Source organism: Mesorhizobium sp. M1399 (assembly GCF_040317735.1).
In the GTDB taxonomy this organism is placed as follows: Bacteria; Pseudomonadota; Alphaproteobacteria; order Rhizobiales; family Rhizobiaceae; genus Mesorhizobium.
Genome location: NZ_JAMYKZ010000051.1, coordinates 1 through 4,614, shown reverse-complemented (window position 1 = coordinate 4,614; position 4,614 = coordinate 1). Strand labels below are relative to the sequence as shown.

The 4,614-nt window shown below is 60.5% G+C and carries 2 protein-coding genes and 3 pseudogenes; 2 read left to right on the top strand and 3 right to left on the bottom strand.

The features are described from left to right. On the top strand, window positions 1–254 hold a 254-nt coding region (locus tag NKH05_RS32630), incomplete at its 5' end, for a hypothetical protein (RefSeq protein WP_353027064.1). A gap of 401 nt (window positions 255–655) precedes the next feature. Here the strand turns inward: NKH05_RS32630 and NKH05_RS32625 are convergent. Beyond that, window positions 656–889: a hypothetical protein gene (locus NKH05_RS32625; RefSeq protein WP_352873429.1), complete on the bottom strand. Its 234-nt coding sequence runs from the start codon at window positions 887–889 to the stop codon at window positions 656–658. Window positions 890–891: 2 nt separating this feature from the next. Continuing rightward, a pseudogene (locus NKH05_RS32620) lies at window positions 892–1,122 on the bottom strand (transposase domain-containing protein); the annotation flags it as partial. A gap of 484 nt (window positions 1,123–1,606) precedes the next feature. Between NKH05_RS32620 and NKH05_RS32615 the strand changes: the two are divergent. Next, a pseudogene (locus tag NKH05_RS32615) lies at window positions 1,607–3,676 on the top strand (recombinase family protein). Window positions 3,677–3,703: 27 nt separating this feature from the next. Here NKH05_RS32615 and tnpC read toward each other — a convergent pair. Then, window positions 3,704–4,614: pseudogene (gene tnpC, locus NKH05_RS32610) on the bottom strand (IS66 family transposase); the annotation flags it as partial.

Sequence of the window (4,614 nt, the reverse complement as noted above, 5' to 3'; positions counted from 1 at the left end):
GCATGGGCACGCCCGGAGTCTATCCGGCGTCAAGTCACGCAGGCATAACCAACTACATTAATGATCGAAATGCGTTCGATTTCATATCCGCGCACCAACGCCGGCCTGAGCCCTTCAAGGAGAGGCACGTGTTCTTTGATTTCCATTGGATTACCGGAATCATGGTCGGCTTCGAAATTATAGACGATCCCGATTGCACGCTTGTTGTTGTAGACTTGGGGATCCTTCGTATGATGATTACCAAGATGCGATAGTGTCTCTCTGGCACGCACATTGGCGATTGAAGGCCACGCCGGTCGAGCCCGAAGAGAAAGTGAGATACTGCGGTGACTTCATCAGCAGAGCGAATTAATCGCATGGCATACGCCGTGCGTATCGTGGCCCGTTGCTGCCGGCCAGTTCGTTGGGTTGAGCTGGCCTTGCGTTAGGCGCCTGCCGCAGCCCTGTTTTGATAGCCCTCCCTTTACGAGCAGAGCCCAGATGATACGCGCCAGCTTGTTGGCTGTGAACCGGCCCTTTAATTGTGGGCATTGTCAATCCGGTTGTACGCATCCGGTGAAGACCGCAGACGTGCGTATCCGGCGTACTCATCCGGTGAAGACCGCAGACGTGCGCATCCGGCAGCCAGGAGAACCTGAGCACCGCGGTGCTGGGGTCAAGCTTTCGATGGGGAGACGCGATGATATTCTTCGAGGAGGAGTTTGACCTCCTCGATGCCTTCATCGGCGAAGGCCAAGATTCCGCCGTCATCGTTGGCGCCGTACACCCAGATGACGCCGTCCTCGGGCTCGAGACCGAGGGTCAGGTCCTGGATGAGCGCTTCGCTGACGCCGAGGTCCCTGGCGACACGGTCGACGGTATAGACGTGATGCACCTTATTGCGCTGCATGATCAGGCCGCCGCTGGTTGGGTCCGCAGTTGTGCGGATCTCCAATTCCACGGCAGCAAATCATCGATCCGATGAGCTGGGTGGGCTGCGATGCGCGCCAGGATATCGGCGAGCCAGGCCTGCGGGTCGATATCGTTCATCTTGGCGCTGACGATCAGGCTGTAGAGAACGGCAGCGCGCTGTCCGCCGCGATCGGAACCGCAGAACAGCCAGGACTTTCTGCCGAGAGCCATCGCAGGGTCATTCTGCCCATGTTGGGCAGATGGTGGAGTTTCATTATCGCTGGCATCCATATTACGGCGGTCGTTTTCGGCATGAAGGTCGCGAGGACCGGGCCAATGGCGCGATCATCCGGGTAGAGATCAGGCCGGGTGAGATCATCCAGGCGGCGGAGTGGATGCTGGATCGGGCGTTTTGCGCCGACATGGAGATGGGCGAACCGCGCGTTGCGGTGATTGGGCTTGTAGAGCTTCATAGACTGCTTACCGAGCGCGGTTTCAGGCAGACTTCGAGGGATGGACTCACGGCCATCCAGGAGGCGCGCCATGAAAGCTTTACCACTACCCCCGACATTACCAGTGCTGACCCAGCAGCTGAGCATGCCGTTCGATACGCCGCAGATGCGAGGCCTGAGCGACGGGGAACGAAGCGTTGTTGTCGCCAGGCTGGCGACCCTCCTGATGGCCGCGGCCGGCGTCGCGACGAAGCAGGCGAGCGATGACGGGCAATAATCTCCTTCCAGCCACGGTGCTGAAGCGCAAAGCTGTGGTCTACGTTCGACAGTCGACCCCGGGTCAGGTCCAGAACAACCTGGAGAGCCAGCGGCGACAATATGAACTTGTCGATGTCGCGCGACGCTGGGGTTTCCGTGATGTCGATGTGATCGACGATGACCTTGGTCGTACCGCCAGCGGTGCTGTAGACCGCCCTGGTTTCGAACGACTGGTGAGCGGCCTGTGCACGGGCAAAATTGGCGCAGTGCTCTGCCTCGACGCATCGCGTCTTTCTCGCAATGGCCGGGATTGGCACCATCTCCTGGAACTGTGCGGCCTGGTTGAAGCGCGCGTCATAGATCTCGACGGAGTGTACGATCCTTGTCGGCCTAACGATCGATTGTTGTTGGGCATGAAGGGCAGTATCAGCGAGTTTGAGCTCGGCATTTTGCGAACGCGCATGCTTGACGCGGCTCGCGCCAAAGCGCGGCGGGGGGAGCTGCGTCTCAGTGTCCCGATCGGTTATATCTGGCACCGCGACTATGGGCTGGGGCTTGATCCCGATTTGCGGGTACAAGAGGCGATCCGCCTCATCTTTTCGCGCTTCCGCGAGCTTGGCAGCGCCCGCCAGGTGCTGATTTCGCTGACGGCTGATAATTTCCATTTTCCTCGCCCTTCTGACGGGCGCAAAACGGTGTCCTTCGACTGGGTGCCGGTTCGCTATCGAAGCGTTATTTCGATCCTGAAGAACCCCTTCTACGCTGGGGTCTATGTCTATGGTAAAAGCGAGAAGCGAACCGAGATTGTCGATGGCAGGGCGCGTAAAAGCTACGGCCACGGCAAACCCTTTGGAACGTGGGACGTGCTGCTCCAGGATCATCACGAAGGCTATATCGATTGGAGTGAGTTTGAGAGGAACCAGAGCCACATCGCTGTCAATGCCTTCGGCCAGAAAGGCGGCATCAAGTCTGGTCGTGGCGGCCGCGCGTTGCTCGCGGGCTTGCTCACCTGCGGCCGATGCGGAAGGCGGTTGGGCGTTGTTTACTCGGGGCGGCCTCCCGGGCATCCCTATTACCGCTGCGAACGTATCAATCAGATGCTGGCCAAGCCACGATGCATGACTTTTGGCGCATCTCGCATCGACCCTGCTATCGGCAAAGAGATATTGAGGGCCGTGACGCCGATGGCGATCGAGGCCGCAATGGAAGCTGATCGCGCGCATCGGGATAATCTGGAAGAACGACACCGCATGGTGGAGTTGGACTTGCAGCAAGCCTGATACGAGGCCTCTCTCGCTGAACGTCGCTATGCTGCTTGCGACCCTGACAACCGGCTGATCGCTGCCCAACTGGAGAAGAGCTGGGAGGCAGCGCTCAGGCGCGTGGAAGCCTGTGAAGCTGGTTTGGCCCAAGCGCGACAAATCGATCTTGTCACCCCAGTCCCCGAATTTACTGGCATTGCCACCGATCTGGAGGCCGCCTGGCGCGCACCTAACGTCGACATGCGATGTCGTCAGCAACTCCTTCGTGCTCTCGTGACTGATATCATTGCTGACATCGATGAAGAGCAGCGTAAAGTCATTTTGACGATCCACTGGAAAGGCGGCCAGCACTCCCAGCTGCGCATTCGCAAACCCAAAGCTGGCGAACATGGCCAGAGTACTCCGGAGGCCGCCCTTGCCGTCATGCGGTCTATGGCGACCCGGTGGTCCGACAGAGACATTGCCGCCACTCTCAACCGGATGGGAATGCAGACCGGGCAAGGCAAAACCTGGACTGGGCGCCGTGTCGGGGCACTGCGCACGGTCCATAAAATCCATGGCTACCGATCCGCCGAAAAGAATGGCGAGTGGCTCACATTGACCGAAGCCGCCAAAAAGCTTGGGGTTACTGCCCATCGGGTCCGTCGATTGATCAAGGAGGGCGTGCTCCCTACCGAGCAGGTGGTACCCGATGCACCGCACCAAATACGAGCTGCGGACCTGGAAAAGGATCAAGTGACCCAGTTTCCGCGTCACAGAGGCCCGTGTCGCATCAAAATGGAAAACCAAAAGTCCCTGTTTCCGGACGTTTGAAGAGGAGGTGCAGTATGAATCGGTCGTTGCGATGCCGCGCAGGGCTCGCTCGGCTGCATTGTTGGATAGGCAGATCCGCCCATCGTCGAGGAACCGGGTGAAGGATGACCAGCGGCGCAGCATGTAGTTGAAGGCCTTGGTCAGATCATGTCCGCGCGAGAGCTTGTCGCGCGTCTCAATCATCCAGGTCTCGAGCTCGGTGACCAGCGGCACGCTCCGCTCCTGGCGCACGGCGTGGCGTTGGGCCGGCGACAGGCCGTTGATCGCGCGCTCGATATCGAACAGGGCATCGATGCGCTTCACGGCTTCGACCGCCAGCGGATAGACCAGGTTGGGCTTCTCGCCGTGCGCCTTCTTGCGCACCGCCGCTTCGACATCGGCCAGCTCGAACACTTTGCGCCGGCTGTGGGCCCAGCAGCTGGCTTCCAGAACAGGCGCCGGCTGACGACCCGTTGCATAGAGATCGCCATAACCGCCAAAGGCATCGGCCTGCAGAATGCCGCTCCAGCCGGCGAGATGCGCCGCGGGATGTTCGCCTCGACGATCGCGGGAATAGTAGAACACTGCCGCCGGCGGATCGGCGCCGCCGAACGGTCGGTCATCGCGCACATAGGTCCATAATCGGCCGGTATCGGTCTTGCCCTTGGCCAGGACCGGCACCGTCGTGTCGTCGCCGTGCAGACGTGAAGCGGCCAGCACATGGGCTTCGAGGCGCTTGAACAGCGGCATCAGCGCCGCGGCGCCGGCGCCGACCTGGTCGGCGAGCGTCGACAGGCTGAGCGGCACGCCTTCGCGGACATAGCGTTCAGCCTGGCGGTTGAGCGGCTGATGCTGTCCGAACTTCTCGAACAGGATCATCGCCAGCAGGCCGGGACCGGCCCAGCCGCGCGGGGTGGCGTGGAAGGGCGCCGGAGCCTGGCTGATCGTCTCGCAGTCGC